Source organism: Sorangium sp. So ce124 (genome assembly GCF_051525235.1).
GTDB lineage: Bacteria > Myxococcota_A > Polyangia > Polyangiales > Polyangiaceae > Sorangium > Sorangium atrum.
Genome location: NZ_CP150312.1, coordinates 7,416,511 through 7,434,594, shown reverse-complemented (window position 1 = coordinate 7,434,594; position 18,084 = coordinate 7,416,511). Strand labels below are relative to the sequence as shown.

The window sequence follows — 18,084 nt, the reverse complement described above, 5'->3', positions numbered from 1 at the left end:
ATGAACGTCTTCTGGTTTCTCCCGACGCACGGGGACGGCCGCTACCTTGGCACCGCCGAGGGCGCGCGCCCCGTCACGCTCCCTTATCTCCGTCAGATTGCGCAGGCCGCCGACGACCTCGGCTATCACGGCGTGCTGATCCCCACCGGGCGATCGTGCGAGGACGCCTGGGCGGTCGCGTCGGCCATGATCCCATTGACGCAGAGGCTCCGCTTCCTCGTCGCCGTGCGGCCGGGCGTCGTGTCGCCCACGTGGGCCGCCCGGATGGCGTCCACGGTCGATCGCCTGTCCGACGGCCGCCTGCTCGTCAACGTCGTGACCGGCGGCGATCCGGCGGAGTCCGAGGGGGATGGCGTCTTCCTGAAGCACGACGAGCGCTACGTCGTCACCGACGAGTTCCTCGGCATCTGGCGGCGCGTCATGGCCGGCGAGACGGTCGACTTCACGGGGCAGCACCTGCGCGTGAAGGGCGCGAAGATCCTCTTCCCACCGCTCCAGGCGCCGCACCCGCCGCTCTACTTCGGGGGGTCGTCGCCCGCGGCGCACGCGCTCGCGGCGCGCCACATCGACGTCTACCTGACCTGGGGAGAGCCTCCGGCCGCCGTGGCCGAGAAGATCGCGGACATACGCCGCCGCGCGGCCGCGGAGCAGCGCACGGTGCGCTTCGGGATCCGCCTTCACGTCATCGTCCGCGAGACGGCCGAGGCGGCGTGGGCCGCCGCGAACGGCCTGATCCGGCACCTCGACGACAGCACCATCGCCGCGGCGCAGCAGGCCTTCGGGCGCCTCGACTCCGAGGGGCAACGGCGCATGGCGGCGCTGCACAAGGGGCGGCGCGACGCGCTCGAGGTGAGCCCGAACCTCTGGGCCGGCGTCGGGCTCGTGCGCGGCGGGGCCGGGACGGCGCTCGTGGGCGACGCGGAGACGGTCGCGCTCCGCATGCAGGAGTATGCGGAGCTCGGGATCGACACGTTCATCCTGTCGGGGTATCCGCACCTTGAAGAGGCCTACCGGGTCGCCGAGCTGCTCTTCCCGCGGCTCCCCGTCGAGCGGAGGGCTGCAGGCCTCCGCCCGAACCTCACGGGGCCGTTCGGCGAGATCATCGCCAACGACATCGTCCCGCACCGATCGCAGAGCTGAGGCGGCCGATCCCGCCCCGAGACGATCACCTCGTCAGATAGGCCTCCCAGGTTCCAGGCTCGGGAGCGGACGGCCGATCCTGCTCCAGGCCCCTCGCGCCGTCGGTGTGCGCCTCGCCGCTGACGCTCTCGTCGCCCTCGTCGGAGCGTGGCTCCAGGCCAACCCATGAGGGTTTCTGGATCCTGAGCTTGAACACCGGGAGGGCGCCGATGAAGCTGCGCGTGGCCCTGCGGTAGATCGCCCGGACCACCTCGGCGGCGATCAGATCGGGCTCGTCGACCAGGATCTCGGCCGCCACGTGAGCGACGATGGGCGCGGCCATCGATGTCCCGCTCATCCTCTCCAGGAAGAACGATTTCCCGCACCGCGCCTCCGCGGCCTCGGCCAGGGCCCTCAGCTCGTCGTCGCTGGGACTTTCCTTTTTCAGGACGTCGGTCTCCTTCACGGGGCAGATGCCGCTCGGGACCGTGGAGAGCACGTCCTCGCCCAGGGTGAACACCACGTCCAGGCCGCTCAGAGGGATGTTGCTGAACGCCGCCAGGTCGCCATTCTCGCGCAGCGCGCCCACGCAGAGCACGTTGGAGGCGTCGATCCCGCAGGGGTAGTGCACGCGCGTGCGGCCGTCCACCCAGACCCTGGAGTTGCCCGCCGCGACGACGAAGAGCACGCGCGGGTGCCGGAGCACGGTCGTCCGGAGGCGCTTCGCCAGGGTCCTGAGCCTCTCCTGTTGCTCGGGCGTGTCGTTGCTCGGAACCTCCCACGACATGTTGATCACGCGCGCCCCGTCCTCCACGGCGGCCTCGATGACGGCGGAGGTCTCCCGCGCCAGTTTGTCGACGGCATCTCCGGGCGGCTTCTCGTCCTTCGGGACCCTGTTGCTGGGCATCACCCGATAGGCCAGAAGCCCGATATCGGGCCGGTCATAGACCATCAGCCCGGCCACGTGCGTCCCGTGCTTGACGTTCCTGTTCAGCTCCTGCTCGACGTTGCGCGACGGATGGTAGAAGCGCGCCATCTCTGGAAAGGCATCGACGAGCCGTGTGGCCGTCTTCCACGCGGCTATGGACGCGGCGCGCGTGCGCTCGTCGAGCCGCTCGTCGTAGCGCGAGGTGCGCGCCACATAGGGAGCCGGCCACACGTCGTCGCCGATGAGGTCGCGCCCCAGCGCCACCGGCATCCCCCCCGCGTCCAGCGCGAAGTGCATGTTCTGCAGGAGCAGAGGATGGTTGTAGTCGACGCCGGCGTCCAGCACGGCGACCAGGACCTTGTGCCGCGCGTTCTGGCCGCGGAAGTCGCGCGGCGTCGGCGTTGGATCGACGACGGCGCGATCCTCGGGCGTGGCGATCCGCTGATCGTCGATCCCCGTCACGCAACCGCTCGCCAGGAGGAGCGCGTTCATGGCTGCCAGGACGCCGATTTTTCCGGTGAATCGCGCGTGGGAGAATGCCGGTAATCCCGGGCTCATCGCGTGGCTCATGGCAGCACCATCCTCGGCTCGCAGGGTGTACGTAATGCCCTGTCGCACGATGAACAAGGTTGTGCCGAGACGGATCATTGTATCGACTCTCCCGGATGCGGGGCCGGTGGAATCACGATCTCGGAGGGGGCGATCCGGCTGGAGACGCAGGAGACGCAGGGGGAGGGGTAGGCGGCGGAGAGCTCGCCGGGCCCCATCCCCGCAGACGTGCAGCGTCATGAAAATTCAATGTCATGACAATTGCGCGCCAGCGGTTCGAGCTGGGCATGCGCCGCCCCCAGTGCGGCGAGTTCGTCCTGAGGTCGACGAGGAACGTTACGATTTTCTGAAGGGCGACAGGGGCTAGCGGCATCCAGTGACCAGGAGAGGGTTCAATGAACCTGGTCCGCGGGGTGCCGCGGCTGGGGCTTGACGTCTCCGAAGCGTCTCGACTTTCCCCGGGCTCGCTGCCTTCCAAGGCGGCCTGGTCGATCGTCACGTCGTGAGCTCCGAGCCTGCGCGTGGGCTCGAGGTCTGGAGCCCGTGACTCCACACACGCTCGCGTCCGGCACTGCCACGCGCTCTCTTCGACACCACAGAGGTACAATGCGCAACGTTCCGTTCACCCATCGCAGCGGGTTTCTTCTCCTCTGCCTCGCGCTCTCCGCTTGCGGTGCTGCGACGGAGGGTGAGGCGGACGGGGACGAGACGATCTCCGCCGTCCAGCAGCCTGCTGTCATCGGCGATCGCAAGGTCGCGGCGATCTTCATCCGGTTCAATACGAGCCCGGCTCCGACCTACACCGTCAATGACGTGCGGGACCGCCTCTTCACCAACGCGGATTCGACCAGCAAATTCTTCCATGAAGCCTCCTACGGGAAGATGAACCTGACCGGCCACGTCAACCCCGACGGGGACTATTTCGGCTGGTACACGATCAACGCGGCGCCCACGAGCTGCTCGCTGCGACCCACCTACGCGGCGATGGGCAGGGCGATCGCCGCGACGGCGGACGGCTACGTGGAGTCCAATTACCAGCACACGATGTACTTTTTCTCCGAGAGGCCGGCGGGTTGTACCGACGGCGCTGCAGCCGTGGGCTCCAGTACCTATTTTTACAGCCCCGCCGACTCTGGCACCTTCGCACACGAGCTGGGGCACAACCTGGGGCTGGGACACTCCGATCTGCTGAATTGCGCCGACGCTTCTGGGAACTGGGCGTCGATGAGCTCGAGCTGCGCGCAACCCAACCTGCCTGCGTGCGCAAACAGCGGCCAGCTCAACCCGGGGAACACGAGCTGTGTGCAAGGGTACGGCGACTCGTTCAGCACGATGGGGGCGCAGTTCCTGCACTACAATGCTCCGGAGAAGGCGCTGCTCGGCTGGTTCGATCCGGAGAACACGGCGACCGTGAGCGCGAGCGGCGCCTCCATCGTCAGCGTCGAGCCGATCGAGGAGGCTTCGGATGGCGTGCAGCGGCTCGTCGTCCCCATCCCCGGCGGGGATGAGACGTACCAGGTCGAGTATCGCCAGCCGATCGGCATCTTCGACTCCCTGCGGTTCACGGCGGGTTCGCCGGTCGCTCGCGGAATCCTCGTGCACCGGGGCACGCTGGAGGGGACCCCGACGCGCATCGTCAACATGACACCCTCCGTGCCGATCGACGTCCCTCATTATCCCGCGAACGTCTCGCGCGAGGCGCTCCCCTGGGGTCATACGTTCGTCGATCGCGACGCGAACCTGGCCATCTCGTTGCTCGGGGTCTCGCCGTCGGAGGCGACGGTCAAGGTGACCCGCGGCACGGCGGCCGCGCCGATCCCCGCCTGCGCCGACGCGCCCAGTCACTGGTACCTGAAGTGCGGCGCGACGGGTGTGACCTCGATGAACACAGCGACAGAGCTCACGGCGGTCGGCGATGCCCTCGCGCTCACGTACCAGGTCAGCCAGGCCATCGCGACCCAGAATGGCGGAGACGTCTGCATGCTCGTCCAGACGCACACCGCCGGGCAGTCGGATCCGTGCACGCAGTACTGGGTGCCGGCCGGCGGCACGCAGGCGTCGGGCGAGACGAAGACCCTCTCGCCCAACCTCGCCGGGTTCCGCATCACCTACCCTGCGTCCGGGAGCTACAAGGCGTCCCTCAGCGCCGCGGGCGCACTCAGCGTCACGCCCGCTCCCTGATCCACTCGCCGCCGGAGCGGCCCGCCTCAGGAGGTCAGCGAGGCCGAGCGCTCCCCGGGCTGGCCGATGGCAACCCGCGCTCCTGCCGGCCGCTGCGTCGCGGCGAACACCCCGAGCCCGACCACGAGCGTGGCGGCGACCCCGATCACCGGGAAGTACTCCATCCACGTCGCCTCGGCGTCGTCGGGTCGCGGCCAGGCGATGTTCGCGATGAGCGCGACCCCCCAGGCCACGGCCGCGGCGTTCAGCGCGAGCCCGGCCCGGCCCAGGGAGAACACCCCGGCCGGCGCCCCCGCGAGGCCCGGCCACCGGCGCAGCCGGCGGAGGAGCATCCCCGCCGTCACGACCAGGTACGAGAGGTTCACGAGCAGCACGGCCGTCTCCGTGATGAGCACGAACAGCTGCGCCTCGCCGTAGTTCACGACGAGCATGCCGCACGCGAGCGCGCCGACGACGATCGCCGGGGCGACGGGCGTCTTCGTGCGCGGCGACACATGCGACAGCGCCGGCGCGCACGGCAGCGCGCCGTCCCGCGCCATCGAGAAGGCCAGGCGCGAGGCGCCGGTCTGGATCGCCAGCGTGCAGACGCACACGGCCAGCGCCACGTCGACGAGGAAGACCTTGCCCAGGGTCGGGCCGAGCGCGCCGACGACCACGTAGGCGAGGCCCTCCGTGGCGAGGCGGCCGTCGGTCAGGCTCGGCGCCGCCATCAGCGCCGCGAGGAGGAGCAGCGCGCCGCCCACCCCGGAGGCCACGACGGCCTTCAGGATCGCCCTTGGCACGATCCGCCGCGGGTTCTGGGTCTCCTCGGCCAGCGAGCCGGCCGAGTCGAAGCCGTACAGCACGTACGCCGGCATCAGCGCGGCCGCGAGCAGGCCCGCCGCCCCCGTCCCCAGCGACGACGGCGGCCCGTAGATGGGCTCCAGCACCACGCCCGGGCCGCGCACCGCGCTCAGGAACAGCGCCACGAGCAGCAGCGCGACGCCGCCGAGCTCCGCCATCACGCCGACGTCGTTGACCCAGGCCATCACCTTCACCCCGGCCATGTTGATCGCGGTCGTCAGCACGATGAGGCCCGCGCCGAGCAGCACCGCGTTCGCGGCGCCGTCGCGCGACGTCAGCGATGGGTCGCCTCCAACGAGCTGGAACCCGCTCCAAACGCTTGGCAAGATCGCCTGCAGCGCGATGGCCGCCGCGGCGACGCTCACGACGTCGCCGACGAGCTTCAGCCAGCCTGCGAGCCACCCCGGAGCGCCGGCCCAGACGCGGCGCCCCCACGGGTACACCGAGCCGGCCACGGGGTAGCGCGAGCCCATCTCGGCGAGGTTGAGCGCGACGGCGAGCTGGCCGAGGAAGACGACCGGCCACGTCCAGAAGAACCGGGTCCCGCCGAAGGCGTACCCGATCACGAAGAGCTGGAAGACCGTCGTGAGGATCGAGACGTACGAGAAGCCCGCTGCGAAGGCGGACAGGCTGCCCAGGTCCCTCCGGAGCTCCTGGCGGTAGCCGAGGCGGGCGAGGTCCTCGGCGTCGCCGCGGTCCTCCGCGACGGACGCCGATGCCGGTGCGGCGGTCGAGATCGGGTCACGCATCGGCCGACACCCCCACGAGCGGCTGGCCCGCGCTGACCATCTGGCCCGGGCGGCAGCCGATCCAGCCGACCGCTCCGGCCACGTCGGCCACCACGGGGAACTCCATCTTCATCGCCTCGAGCACGGCCACGCGCTGGCCCGCCTCGACGCGCTGCCCTTCGGCCACGTCGACCTTCCACACGCACGCGGTGAGCGGCGCCGTGACCGGCTGCACCCCGGCCGGGAGGGCGTCCTCGGCGGCGGTCGGCGCGCCCTCGAGCCGGGCGCCCGCGCGGCGCACGCGGTCGAACTCGCCGTCCGCCTCCCAGCGGGCGCGCTCGGCGTCGAACGCCGCCCGCTGCCGCGCCTGCGCCGCGCGGATGGCCCCGGCGTTCTCGGCGAGGAAGCGGTGGTGCTCGCCCAGGTCGAACGTGGTCTCCTCGATGCGCACCTCGCCGCGCCCGGCCACCATGTCGGCGCGGAGGTCGAGCAGCTCGTCCGCCGACACGAGGTGGAAGCGGAGCTGGTCGAAGAAGCGCAGGAGCCAGGGCCGCTCGCGCGTGGTCTGCCGGAACGGCCGGTGGCGGCTCCAGACCGGCACCGTGCGGCCGAGGAACTGGTACCCGCCCGGCCCCTCCATGCCGTAGATGCACAGGTACGCGCCGCCGATGCCGACGGCGTTCTCGGGCGTCCACGTGCGCGCCGGGTTGTACTTGGTCGTGACCATCCGGTGGCGCGGATCGATCGGCGTCGCGACCGGCGCGCCGAGGTACACGTCGCCGAGGCCGAGCACGAGGTAGCTCGCCGCGAGGAAGATCTCCTGGACCGCCGCGATGTCCGGCAGCCCGTTGACCCGGCGGATGAACTCCAGGTTGCTCGGGCACCAGGGCGCGTCGTCGCGGACCGCGCGCATGTAGCGCTCGATCGCCTCGCGCGTCGCCGGGTCGTCCCAGCTGAGGGGCATGTGGACGACGCGGCTCGGGATCCGGACCTCGTCCTGGGCGGGCAGGTCGGCCTCGACCTCGCGGAGCAGGTCGAGGGCCTTGGCCACGGTGAGGCGCGCGCCGTCGACGTGCACCTGGAGCGAGCGGATGCCGGGCGTCAGGTCGATGACGCCGGGGATGCGCAGCTCCTCGAGCCGCGCCATGAGCAGGTGCGCGCGCACGCGCAGGTCGATGTCGAGCACCGGCGGGCCGAACTCGACGAGCACGTAGCGGTCGCCGCTCTGGCGGAAGACCACCGCGGGGCGGTCGTCGCGCGCCGGCACGCGGCCCAGCACGGGCTCGCCGCGCGGCCGCCGCGGCGCGGCCGGTGCGGGAGCCGCGAGCGGCGCGGGCGCCGGCGCAGCCCTCGCCGCGACCGTGGTTGCGCCGTTCGCGACCGTGGTTGCGCCGTTCCCGCCGTTCGCGACCGTGGTTGCGCCGTTCGCTCTGGCCGCGAGCGGCGCTGGCGCCTCCTTCGAGGCTCCGCCGCGCAGCGCCACGAGCGCGTCGCACCGCTGCGCCAGCGCGTCGGCCTCCGCGGGCACGATCGAGCGGAACCGCACCTTGTCCCCGGCGCTCAGCTGGCCGAGCTTCCACCGCTCGGCCGCGGCGACCGTGAGCGGACACACGAACCCGCCCAGGCTCGGGCCGTCGGGGCCGAGGAGGACGGGCATGTCGCCGGTGAGGTCGACAGCGCCGATCCCGTAGGCGTTGTCGTGGAGGTTCGAGGGGTGCAGCCCGGCCTCGCCGCCGTCGGTGCGCGCCCATCTCGGCGCGGGCCCGACGAGGCGGACGCCGGTGCGGGCCGAGTGGTAGTGGACCTCCCACTCGGCCTCGTAGAGCTGCTCGATCCCGTCGCGCGTGAGGAAGTCCGGCGCGCCGTGCGGACCGTCGAGCACGGCGAGCTCCCAGGACCTGCCGATCTCCGGCCGGGCCTCGGGCGGCAGCGCGCCGGGGTCGAGGGAGGGGTCGACCTCCTCGCCGAGGCGCAGCACGTCGCCGGGGCGGAGCGGCCTGCCGGCGTGGCCACCAAAGCCGCCGAGGGTGAACGTGGCGCGGCTGCCGAGGTGCGCCGGCACGTCGATGCCGCCGCGGACGAGCAGGTAGGCGCGCGCGCCCGGCCCCCGCACCGGCCCGCAGGCCACGGTGGCGCCCGGCGCGACCTCGACCGGCGTCCACGGCGCAACCTCGGTGCCGTCGACGAGCACGCGCATCGCGGCGCCCGCGGCGCACACGACGGCGCGCCGGTGGAACACCAGCGTGGGCCCGTGCACCTCGCACTCCAGCCCCGCGGCGCCGCCGGGGTTGCCCACGACGCGGTTGCCGAGCCGGAACGACAGATCGTCCATCGGCCCGCTCGGCGGGACGCCGACCGACCACAGGCCGAGGCGCCCGGGCCAGTCCTGCACCGTCACCGCGCCCGGCGAGGCGGTCACCTCGATCGTCGGCGGGCGGAACGGCAGCGCCGCGAACGTGCCCGTGTGGTGCCGGACCCCGCGGAAATCGGGGTGATCGAGCGCGACCGCGACCCACTCCCGGTTGGTCTCGATCCCGCCGATGCGGGTCTCCTCGACGGCGCCGCGCAGCGCCGCGACGGCCGCGGCCCGGTCCGCGCGGTGCACGAGGAGCTTGGCCAGCAGCGGATCGTAGAGCGCGGAGACCTCGGTGCCGGTCTCGACCCACCCGTCGACGCGCACGCCGCCGCCCTCGGGGGTGCGCACCTCGGTGAGCAGGCCTGCGCTCGGCAGGAAGCCCCGCGCCGGGTCCTCGGCGTAGAGGCGGGCCTCGATCGCGTGGCCCCGGAGCGCCGGGTCGCCGCCCGCGAAGAACGCTGTGTCGCCCGCGGCGATGCGCAGCATCCACTCCACCAGGTCGACGCCGGTGCAGAGCTCGGTCACGCCGTGCTCGACCTGGAGGCGCGTGTTGACCTCGAGGAAGTAGTGCTCGGCGCGGGCCGGATCGACGAGGAACTCGACCGTACCCACGTTGCGGTAGGCGACCTTCGCGGCGAGGGCGCGGGCCGACTCCGCGAGGGCGGAGCGCAGCCGCGGCGGCAGGTCGGGCGCGGGCGCCTCCTCGAGGACCTTCTGGTTGCGGCGCTGGACCGAGCAGTCGCGATCGCCGAGGACGAGCACGTTCCCGCGGCCGTCGCCGGCGATCTGGACCTCGACGTGCCGGGGCGCCGCGAGGAAGCGCTCGAGGAACACCTCGCCCGAGCCGAAGTTCGAGCGGGCGAGGCGCTGGACCCGCTCGAACGCCGCGGGGAGCTCCGCCGGCCCGTCGCAGCGGGCCATGCCGATGCCGCCGCCCCCGGCGCTCGCCTTGAGCAGCACGGGGTAGCCGATGGCCGCGGCCTCTGCGGCGGCGTGGTCCGCGTCCCGGAGGACGCCGGTCCCCGGCAGGAGCGGCACGCCCGCCTCGACGGCGATCTCCCGCGCCCGGTGCTTGCTCCCGAAGGCCTCCATCTGGCCCGACGTCGGGCCGATGAAGACGATGCCCGCGTCCTCGACGGCGCGCGCGAAATTGTCGGATTCACTCAGGAATCCGTAACCCGGGTGGATCGCGTCGGCGCCGGCGCGGCGGGCCGCGTCGAGCACGGCGTCGACGCGGAGGTAGCTCTCGGCGGGGGTCTGGCCGCCGAGGCGGACGGCGTGGTCGGCGAGCCGCACGTGGAGGGCGGCGCGGTCGGCGTCGGAGAACACGGCGACCGACGCGACGCCGAGGCGCTTCAGGGTGCGGAGGAGCCGGCACGCGATCTCGCCGCGGTTGGCGACGAGGACGCGGCGGAAGGGCGGGGTCATGGCGCTCATGGCCGCACCACCACCGCGCGGATCGGGGTCGGGTTGAACGCGTTGCAGGGGTTGTTGATCTGCGGGCAGTTCGAGACGAGCAGCAGCAGGTCGAGCTCGGCCCGGAGGTCGACGTGCTTGCCGGGCGCGGAGAGGCCGTCGACGATGCCGAGGGTGCCGTCGGCCTCGACGGGCACGTTCATGAACCAGTTGATGTTGCCGACGAGGTCGCGCTTGCCGAGGCCGTGGGGCGCGGCGGCGAGGAGGAAGTTCTCGACGCAGGCGTGCTGGTGCTTTGTGTGGTGGCCGTAGCGGACGGTGTTCGACTCGCACGAGCAGGCGCCGCCCGAGGTGTCGTGGCGGCCGCAGCTGTCGTCGGTGACGGTCATCATCACGCGGCCGCGGTTGGAGCGGAGCCGGGCGCCGGTGGTGAGGAAGATGTTGCGCTGGGCGACGATGGTGTCGGCGGCGCTGTAGCGCTCGGCGGTGTCGGCGAGGACGTAGGCGAGGAAGTCGACGGCCTGGTTGCCCTCGAGGTCGATGACGCGGAGGATCTCGCCGGCGCGGACGATCCTGGCCCACGGCGCGCGCGCCGGGACGATCTCGTCGGAAACGAGGGCGCCGGACAGCCCGGCGAGGGCGGGGTCGCGCAGGGCGGCGACCGGCTTCCCGGGGGTGGCGGCGGGGCTCATCGCGCGCCTCCTGCCCGGAGGCCGAGCGCGAGCTCCTCGGCGGTGTTCTCGAAGGCGCGGCGCGCCTCGGGGGTGGCGTTGCGCAGGGGGTCGTCGTCGGCGGTGGGGCGGCCGCGCCATGCGGTCAGGCGGACCTTGCCGGCGCGGTAGGTCGGGCGCGGGTCGAGGCGGTGCGGCACGACGGCGACGCTGACGAGGACGTCCTGCTCGGCGCGGAGCAGCACGTGGGCGCCCGGCCGGGAGGAGTCGGGCAGGAAGGTGATGGCGCCGTCGGCCTCGATGCGGACGCCCTTGAAGAGGTTGATGGCCGTGGGCAGGTCCCGCTCGGCGAGGCCGTGCTTGGCGAGGGCGAGGAGGAGCCGCTCGCGGCCGGAGCGGAGGGCGCCGCCGTGGGCGTCGCTGCCGTGGCGGGACTCGATCTCGGCCGGGAGCGAGGTGCCGCAGAAGGTGTCGTGGCGGCCCGCGGTGTCCTCGAGGAGGGAGGCGAGCACGCGCCCCATGTCCGACAGGAGCAGGTAGCCGGGGCCGGGATAGGCCTGCCACTGGAGCTTCACGGTGTCGGGGAGGCAGAGCCGCTCGATGGGGCGGTCCGCGCGGTGGAGCACGAGGGCGACGCAGGTGTCGCCCTCGAGGTCGACGAGCCGGAGCCGGCTGCCGACGGGGAGCGTGCGCGCCGCGTAACCGCCGGCGCCGAGGGTCTCCTCCCAGAGGACGTCGCGCGCTTCGACGCCCGCCGGCGGATCGCCGATCGACGTGCTCGGCACCGTGGGTTGCGTCTCGACGACGCTGCCTTCCTGGGCGCGCGCGTGCTCGCGCGCGGCGTACGTTGTGGCCGTTTCAGACATCGCCCGCCTCACTTTCGATAGAGAATCGAAACTACGGGTCGACTATCCGGGGCCGGGGTTTCCTGGCTGTTTCGCGGGGGTAAAATGCAGGGCGTGGGCGCTTTTTCCTGTAAGCGGTGAATTTTCTTGGTGGCGGTGTGGGTGGTGGATTGGATGAAGAGCGGATGGCGCAGAGGGGCGAGCGCGGAGCCGATTGACGCGCGGGAGGGCGAGGCGGCATGAGGGCGCGGTGGCGATTGCGCGGCTGCGCGATGGCCACCTCCGACGATGATGACGAAGACAGAGATGGCTCCTCTCCCGAAGACCGACGCCGGGCACAGCGTCGAAGAAAGGCAGCCGGCGGAGGAGGGGCGGAACGCCGGAGGCGAGCAGAAGGCCGAGGGGAGCCCGCGCCGCATGGGCCGGCCGCGCAAGGCGCCGCAGCGGAGCGATCTCGCGCCGCGGGAGCAGATCCTGCAGGTGGCGGGCCGGCTGTTCGCCGAGCGGGGGGTCGCCGAGGTGTCGATGCTGGAGGTCGCGCAGGCGGCGGGGCTCCGGCAGTCGTCGCTGTACTACTGGTTCCGGCGCAAGGAGCTGATCGTCGCGGAGATCCTGCAGCAGGTGAACAGGCTGCCGCTGTCGTACGCGCGGAGCCTCGAGGCGGCCGGTGAGACGGCGGACGTGCAGCTATGGCGCTTCGTGCGCTTCGACGTACAGACGGTGTGCGGCTTTCCCCTGGAGATCACGGAGATCCACCGGTTCAGCGAGCGGGATCCGACGGCATTCGCGACGTACTGGGCCGAGCGGCGCGCGCTGACCGAGGCGGTGGCCGCGATGGTGGGGCGCGGGATGGGGGAGGGGAGGTTCCGCGAGGTGGACGCCTACCTGTGCGCGCTGACGGTGCTGGCCCAGGACGAGAGCGTGCAGAACTGGTGCCGGCCGGAGGGAGGAGGGCGCGTGCATCCGCTCGCTGCCAGCGATCCGGCGGCGGTGGGCTACGCGCCGGAGCAGATCGCGGAGCTCGTCGCGGATCAGACGGTCGGCGGGCTGCTGGTGCGGCCGTCGAGGCTCGCGGCGCTCCGGAGGAAGGCAGGGGGAGCGGAGGGAGCCGACCGTCGGAGGGAGCCGACGGAGGGAGCCGACCGTGGTTGAGGCGGCCCGACCCAGGTTGAGGGGGAGGGGGGCCGACCCGAGGGGGGAGCCGACCCGGGTTGAGGCGACCAGGGGACTTGACCCAGGTTGAGGCGGCCAGGCGGCCCGACCCAGGTTGAGGCGGACCCGACCGAGGTTGAGGCGACCCGACCCGGCGGACCCGACCGAGGTTGAGGCGACCCGACCCAGGTTGAGGCTACCCGACCCAGGTTGAGGCTGCCCGCAGGCGACCCGACCCAGGTTGGGCTCTCCAAGGCTGCCCGCAGGCGACCCGACCCAGGTTGGGCTCTCCACAGGCGACCCGACCCAGGTTGGGATCGCCGACCCAGGTTGGGATCGCCGACCCAGGTTGGGATCGCCGACCCAGGTTGGGATCGCCGACCCAGGTTGGGATCGCCGCCGCGGGGATCGCCGCGCCAGGGCGCTCAGAGCGGGTTGAAAGGCGCAAGCCCAGGGAGGTCCTTCGGCTTGCGCCCTGCGGCGCCGACCGCCGGGACCTCCTTGACCTTCTCGCGAGCACGCCCCGTGCCGTCATCCACCACGGTCCATTCATTCCAGAAGTGACCGTCGACGACGAACAGCTGCGGGTGATCGAACGGCGCCTCTTCGAACCGGACCCGCTCGTCCGTGAGCGTCGCCAGGAACGCCACGAGCGCCTTCTTCTCCTCTTCCGTCAGCCCGAGCGGCTGAATGTTCGGAGCGAGGTTCGTCCCGTTGGGCCCGAACCCGGTCGTGTCGCCGCCCTCCCGTTCTCGCCGGCCGCCGCCAGCGTTGTAAAATTCGACGACTTGCCGCAGCGTCAGCGCGCTTCCGTTGTGAAAATAGGGGCCCGTCAGCTCGACGTTCCGGAGCGTCGGGACCTTGAAGGCGCCGTCGATCGTATCGCGCTCGCCCGGCGCGATCGGCACCCCTGGATCGACCTCGAACGACGCCGGCTCGATGCGGAAACCATCCGGGGCGCCCTCGCCCTCGGCCAGCAGCTTCCCTTGCCGCGTGAACGAGAACGGATGACCGAAGGGGTCGACCCCTCCGACGCCGATGTCCTCCTCGGTCGGCCGAACGCCAATGTTGTAGTAGCCCCTGTCGTAGAGCGCGGCGCCGCCGTTCCCGACCCGCATCCGCGAGATCAAACCGCCCACCTGCGCCTCGCGCTGCAGGCGGGTCGCGGCGCTGGTGAACTCGGGGCCATGGTGGCAGTTGATGCACCTGCCCTTGCCCTGGAAGATCGCGAGCCCCGCGCGCTCCTCGTCGCTCAGGGCGGCGCTGTCCCCTTCGGCAAAACGATCGAACCGGCTGTTGTCGGACACGAGCGTGGCCTCGTAGAGCTGGATGGCGAGACCCCAGAAGAGCGAGAAGTTCGCTTCCACGAGCGACCGATCGCCGACGCGCTGGTCCGACCGCCAGTACGCGTCCACGAACGCCCCTTCGACGAGCTCCCCATAGGAAGGAGCGAGCCCTTTCCCGCTCGGATCGCGGAGCTCGCCGAGGATGCTGTCCGTGGGGTCCACGATCTGGTCAGCGAGCGGCCTGCGCGGCAAGAGCTTCGCGGCGACGTCAGCGTACGTCCTCCCCTCACACGACATCTCGAAGGGGTTGATCGGCGGGCCCACGGCCTGAGATGCGAGGCTCGAGTTCTCCAGGTCGACCTTCTCGGGGACCAGGATGCCGTCGCGCACGGCGTGGACGGCGGCGTCCGGATCCCGCTTGCCGAACGGGTTCACTCCGTTGAAATGGTTGCTCGCGCGTCCGTCCCAGAAGTTGCGGAAGTTGAACACCGCGTTGATGACGGTCGGCGTCTGCCGCGGCTCGACGCGCCGCACGTTCACCCCTTGCACCTGGAAGATGTCCGGCAGCAGCGTGCAGTCGTCCTTCGCGCTCCCGGGTACGATGCCGTTGAATCGAGCGTGGAACACGCCCTGCGAAGAGATGACGTCGTCGGCATCTGCGGGGAAGTCGCGGCGGAAGGTCCAGTCGCTCGCCACGAGCGCGTAGTTCGGTCCGCCCTTCCCGTCCGATCGCGTGGCCTCGAACCGCGTGCGCCGCTCGGGATCCTGGTTGTTGAGCCCGGGGTTGATCTGGTTTCTCTTGCGGTGGTCTGCGCCGGCGTGGAAGTGGCATGTCGCGCACGCCACGCCGTCGCTGCCGACCTGCATGTCCCAGAACAGCGCCTTTCCGAGGGCGACGGCCATCTCCCTGCTCTTGACGTACCGGGACAGCTCGCTCGGCTCGGGGATGGGGACGCCTCGGAGCGAGCCGAGGGACGGCGGCGGAGCGGCCGGCGCGGGCGTCGCGCCGTCGTCCGGCGGATCCGACGGCGGCGAGTCACCGCTCCCTGGCGCGACCGGCGACGAAGACCCCCCGTCCCCGAGCGACGAAGACCCGCCGCCCCCGAGCGACGATGAGCCGCCGTCCCCGAGCGACGAAGGCCCACCGCCCCCGAGCGACGAAGACGGTCCGGGTCTTCCGCATCCCGAGCACGGAAGCTCGTGTCCCTGGGGCAAGCAGCCGGCGGTTGACGATAGACCCATCAGGACGCTGACGATCCACGCCCCGATCCCGCCCGTGCGCGGGTCTTCAGAACGAGCTCTAACCATCACGAGGAAGCCTCCTTCGCTGCTGCGCGAGTGAATGACAGGCGGCGCGCACCAGCGTCCTCGCGGGGCACCGCGGGTCGCCGGCATGTTCGTCCGTCCTGCGATGAGCGGATGTCGCGAGCGCCGACGCTCGACGGGGTTCCGCCCGGCATCGTTCGAGTCTCTTCAAGCCATCCGATCTTCAGAAAGACAGCGCGTGTCCTGGGCGCGCATCGACGTCTCGTCCTGCCTCGCCTCGGCCGGGCGTCTCCTCGTGTCGCGAGCGCACCGGCTCGCGCGGGGGATTCGAGGGAGAAGACGGCCTCTGTCGAGGACCGGACGAAGTGGGATGAAGGGACAGGACATATCCCTTCATCGCGCCGTCACCGCGCCGAACAGGCGCGGCCGTGTGCGTCGCCGAAACCCTGACTCATCGACCGAGTTCGGGCAATGTCGTCGATGAGGAAGCGCAGGAGTGAGCCGATCGAGCCCGGATCGCCTGGTGATCGAGGCGAAGGCGAGAGGGCTAGACTCTGGTCTTCGAGGAGGCCTCGAAGGAATGGGAAGCGCGCCGCGGGAGCTTCGCTGTCCGTGCCCGAGGCGACGTGTCGCCGCGCGATCGACCCGGGCGGAGCGCCCCCGTCCTCGACGGCGCCCCTCGGCCGGCCTCCCGCGTCAAGGCGCCTGGATCTTCTGCTTCACCCACCGCCCCGACTCGGTCAGCTGGCCATCCGACCACGGGCCGCCGGAGCTCGCTCCGGGCCTGAGCGCGGCGCAGGACTCGGCCTTATCGACGACGGACCAGTTGAGCCAGCTGATGCTGTTGCTGGCCAGGAAGTCGAGCCACCGCTGCGACTCGGCGAGATCGAGCGCGCCGTTGCCGCTGGAAGCGCAGGTGCCCCACTCGGTGACGAACAGCGCGAGGCCCGCGGACAGCGCGGTCCTCGCCTTGGTGCGCAGCGCATCCTTGTGCGTCGCGGCATAGAAGTGGAGCGTGTAGGCGATGTTGTCGTAGCTCGTGATCGGGTTCCTGGAGGCGACGTCCACGTCCTGCGACCAGTTCGGCGACCCGACGATCACGAGGTTGTCGGAGCCGGCGCCGCGGATCTCCCGGATCACCTCCTCGGCATACGACTTCACCTGCTCCCAGGTCTCGGTGTCGGGCTCGTTGAACACCTCGAAGATCACGGCGGGCTCATCGCCGTACTCGATCGCCATCTCCCGGAAGAAGCGCTTCGCGGCCTCCTTGTTCTGGATCGCGTCGTGATCGTGCCAGTCGATGAGCACGTAAATGCCTCTCGCGATGGCGGCGTCGACGATCGCCTTGACCTTCCGCTTCTCCGCGTCCGGGTTGTTGACGTAGCCGAGCCCCGATGTGTTGGCGGTCATCGCGGCGCGGATGACGGTCACATCCCAGTCGTTCACGAGCGTGCCGACGGCGGACGCGTTGTAGAACTTCTCGCCCTCCCACACGCTCCAGAACATGCTCATGCCCTTGAGCTGGAGCTCTTCCCCGTGCTCGTCGACGACGCGGTTGCGCATCACCTTCAGGCGGCCGTGCCGCTCCACCGGCGTCCTCGCGAGGGGGCCCGTGCCGGTCGAGGTGGTCGAGCTCGAGGTGGTGGTCACGCTCGACGTCGAGGCATCGCCGCCACCCATGCCGCCGGCGCCGCTCGAGGAGGCCGACGAGGAGGTCACGGCCGACGTCGAGGCATCGCCGCCACCCGCGCCGCCGCTGGCCGAGGAGGCCGACGAAGAGGTCACGGCCGACGTCGAGGCATCGCCGCCGCCCGCGCCGCCGGCACCGCTCGAGGAGGCCGACGAGGAGGCCACGGCCGACGTCGAGGCATCGCCGCCGCCCGCGCCGCCGGCGCTGCTCGAGGAGGCCGACGAGGAGGCCACGGCCGACGTCGAGGCATCGCCGCCGCCCGCGCCGCCGGCGCTGCTCGAGGAGGCCGACGAGGAGGCCACGGCCGACGTCGAGGCATCGCCGCCGCTGGCCGAGGAGGCCGACGAGGAGGCCACGGTCGACGCATCGTCGCCGCCCGAGCCGCCGTTGCCGCCTGAGCCGCCATTGCCGCCCGAGCCGCCATTGCCGCCCGAGCCGCCGTTGCCGCCCGAGGAGGCCGACGCCGTCGCATCGACGCCGCCACTCGAGGAGGTCGACGCCGACGCCACGGTCGATGCGTCGCCGCCCCCTGATGTCGAGTCTCCCGACGGGCTTCCGCAAGCGAGCAGCACCATCGCGGGCAAGGCGAGCTGCAGAAGGCCGCGCGTCCACTTCGGCCCGGTGAACAGTCCAGGGGTCAAGTCATGGCTCATCGTAATTCTCCAAGGAAGGCGCCTCGAACGGCGCGCCCGGCCGCTACGCGGGCGTCAAGCAAGGACATCGGCAAAAAAGGCGATCCGCTGCATAGCAGGCCCGGCGCGACGGGTGAAGGTGAAAGTGGGAGAGTCACCGCGTCCTGCACGCCTGGATGCACGACCCGCACGATGCGCGATCCGCACGCTCCTTCGCGGGACCACGCTGCACCCCTCTCGTGGGCGTCTCTCTCGGAGCCTGCCGGCGCGAGGGACCGACGGCCCCTCTTCCGCCCCCCTCTGCACCATGCACAGCAGAGCGGCGGTCTCCCGCACAGGAGACGGGCCCAGATCGGCGTTTTCGGCGCGCAAGCGCACTCCTGTGCGCTGAGCACCGAAAACGTCGAGGTGGGCCCGTATCC

Annotated in this window: 11 protein-coding genes; 4 read left to right on the top strand and 7 right to left on the bottom strand. The window is 71.5% G+C overall.

The features are described 5' to 3' along the window. The gene (ssuD, locus tag WMF19_RS27860) at nt 1-1,140 is read left to right on the top strand and encodes an FMNH2-dependent alkanesulfonate monooxygenase (RefSeq protein WP_437893136.1); all 1,140 of its coding nucleotides are present in this window, start codon (nt 1-3) and stop codon (nt 1,138-1,140) included. A gap of 25 nt (nt 1,141-1,165) precedes the next feature. On the opposite strand, the gene WMF19_RS27855 is transcribed toward ssuD, so the two are convergent. Next, nucleotides 1,166-2,617, bottom strand: coding sequence for a S8 family serine peptidase (locus WMF19_RS27855; protein WP_437893135.1), 1,452 nt, complete (start codon nt 2,615-2,617; stop codon nt 1,166-1,168). A 585-nt stretch (nt 2,618-3,202) separates the two neighbouring features. Between WMF19_RS27855 and WMF19_RS27850 the strand changes: the two genes are divergently transcribed. Beyond that, the gene (locus tag WMF19_RS27850; RefSeq protein ID WP_437893134.1) at nt 3,203-4,777 is read left to right on the top strand and encodes a hypothetical protein; all 1,575 of its coding nucleotides are present in this window, start codon (nt 3,203-3,205) and stop codon (nt 4,775-4,777) included. 26 nt (nt 4,778-4,803) lie between these two features. On the opposite strand, the gene WMF19_RS27845 is transcribed toward WMF19_RS27850, so the two are convergent. From WMF19_RS27845 to WMF19_RS27830, 4 genes are read right to left on the bottom strand one after another with little or no spacing between them, the layout of a single operon-like run. Beyond that, on the bottom strand, nt 4,804-6,369 hold the full coding sequence (locus WMF19_RS27845) for an APC family permease (protein ID WP_437893133.1): 1,566 nt from the start codon (nt 6,367-6,369) through the stop codon (nt 4,804-4,806). Further along, nucleotides 6,362-10,141, bottom strand: a complete 3,780-nt coding sequence (locus tag WMF19_RS27840; protein ID WP_437893132.1) for a 5-oxoprolinase/urea amidolyase family protein — start codon at nt 10,139-10,141, stop codon at nt 6,362-6,364. Before WMF19_RS27840 ends, WMF19_RS27845 begins: the two co-directional genes overlap by 8 nt. Further along, nucleotides 10,138-10,812, bottom strand: coding sequence for an urea amidolyase associated protein UAAP2 (locus tag WMF19_RS27835; RefSeq protein ID WP_437893131.1), 675 nt, complete (start codon nt 10,810-10,812; stop codon nt 10,138-10,140). Before WMF19_RS27835 ends, WMF19_RS27840 begins: the two co-directional genes overlap by 4 nt. Further along, nucleotides 10,809-11,657 (bottom strand): urea amidolyase associated protein UAAP1, encoded by an 849-nt coding sequence (locus tag WMF19_RS27830; protein ID WP_272093816.1) that lies wholly within the window; start codon nt 11,655-11,657, stop codon nt 10,809-10,811. Before WMF19_RS27830 ends, WMF19_RS27835 begins: the two co-directional genes overlap by 4 nt. Before the next feature lie 285 nt (nt 11,658-11,942). Between WMF19_RS27830 and WMF19_RS27825 the strand changes: the two genes are divergently transcribed. Further along, nucleotides 11,943-12,788, top strand: coding sequence for a TetR/AcrR family transcriptional regulator (locus WMF19_RS27825; protein ID WP_437893130.1), 846 nt, complete (start codon nt 11,943-11,945; stop codon nt 12,786-12,788). Nucleotides 12,789-13,213: 425 nt separating this feature from the next. Here WMF19_RS27825 and WMF19_RS27820 read toward each other — a convergent pair whose 3' ends face one another. Further along, a complete protein-coding gene (locus WMF19_RS27820) occupies nt 13,214-14,977 on the bottom strand; it encodes a cytochrome-c peroxidase (RefSeq protein ID WP_437893129.1) in 1,764 nt (587 codons plus the stop codon). 1,059 nt (nt 14,978-16,036) lie between these two features. Beyond that, entirely contained in the window at nt 16,037-16,990 is a 954-nt protein-coding gene (locus WMF19_RS27815) for a glycoside hydrolase family 5 protein (protein WP_437893128.1), read from the bottom strand. Here WMF19_RS27815 and WMF19_RS27810 point away from each other — a divergent pair. Then, the gene (locus WMF19_RS27810; RefSeq protein ID WP_437893127.1) at nt 16,953-18,053 is read left to right on the top strand and encodes a hypothetical protein; all 1,101 of its coding nucleotides are present in this window, start codon (nt 16,953-16,955) and stop codon (nt 18,051-18,053) included. The genes WMF19_RS27815 and WMF19_RS27810 overlap by 38 nt on opposite strands. The last annotated feature ends 31 nt before the right edge of the window (nt 18,054-18,084 follow it).

Coding starts and splice junctions, on each gene's coding strand:
- ssuD (WP_437893136.1), top strand. CDS start 1: ATGAACGTCTTCTGGTTTCTCCCGACGCACGGGGACGGCCGCTACCTT.
- WMF19_RS27855 (WP_437893135.1), bottom strand. CDS start 2,617: ATGAGCCACGCGATGAGCCCGGGATTACCGGCATTCTCCCACGCGCGA.
- WMF19_RS27850 (WP_437893134.1), top strand. CDS start 3,203: ATGCGCAACGTTCCGTTCACCCATCGCAGCGGGTTTCTTCTCCTCTGC.
- WMF19_RS27845 (WP_437893133.1), bottom strand. CDS start 6,369: ATGCGTGACCCGATCTCGACCGCCGCACCGGCATCGGCGTCCGTCGCG.
- WMF19_RS27840 (WP_437893132.1), bottom strand. CDS start 10,141: ATGAGCGCCATGACCCCGCCCTTCCGCCGCGTCCTCGTCGCCAACCGC.
- WMF19_RS27835 (WP_437893131.1), bottom strand. CDS start 10,812: ATGAGCCCCGCCGCCACCCCCGGGAAGCCGGTCGCCGCCCTGCGCGAC.
- WMF19_RS27830 (WP_272093816.1), bottom strand. CDS start 11,657: ATGTCTGAAACGGCCACAACGTACGCCGCGCGCGAGCACGCGCGCGCC.
- WMF19_RS27825 (WP_437893130.1), top strand. CDS start 11,943: ATGGCTCCTCTCCCGAAGACCGACGCCGGGCACAGCGTCGAAGAAAGG.
- WMF19_RS27820 (WP_437893129.1), bottom strand. CDS start 14,977: ATGGCCGTCGCCCTCGGAAAGGCGCTGTTCTGGGACATGCAGGTCGGC.